This is a genomic window from Burkholderia sp. Bp8991 (genome assembly GCF_003853795.1).
GTDB lineage: Bacteria > Pseudomonadota > Gammaproteobacteria > Burkholderiales > Burkholderiaceae > Burkholderia.
The window spans coordinates 1-466 of record NZ_QTQJ01000091.1; the positions used below are offsets into that span (position 1 = coordinate 1).

The 466-nt window shown below is 64.8% G+C and carries 1 pseudogene; it reads left to right on the top strand.

Annotated elements, in window-relative coordinates:
* Window positions 1–2 precede the first annotated feature (2 nt).
* Window positions 3–466, top strand: a pseudogene (locus tag DIE02_RS35290) (electron transfer flavoprotein subunit beta/FixA family protein); the annotation flags it as partial.

Sequence of the window (466 nt, forward strand, 5' to 3'; positions counted from 1 at the left end):
CAGTGAAAAGAGTGGTCGATTACAACGTGAAGGTCCGCGTGAAGTCGGACAACACGGGCGTCGACATCGCGAACGTGAAGATGTCGATGAACCCGTTCGACGAAATCGCGGTGGAAGAAGCGGTGCGGCTGAAGGAAGCCGGTGTCGCGACCGAAGTGATCGCGGTGTCGGTCGGCGTCGCGCAAGCGCAGGAAACGCTGCGCACGGCGCTGGCGATCGGCGCGGACCGCGCGATCCTCGTCGAGTCGACCGACAGCGTCGAGCCGCTGGCCGTCGCGAAGATCCTGAAGGCGCTGGTCGACAAGGAACAGCCGCAACTCGTGATCCTCGGCAAGCAGGCGATCGACGACGACTCGAACCAGACGGGCCAGATGCTGGCCGCGCTGGCCGGCCTGCCGCAAGCGACGTTCGCGTCGAAGGTGACGATCGCCGATGGCAAGGCAACCGTGGCCCGTGAAGTCGATGG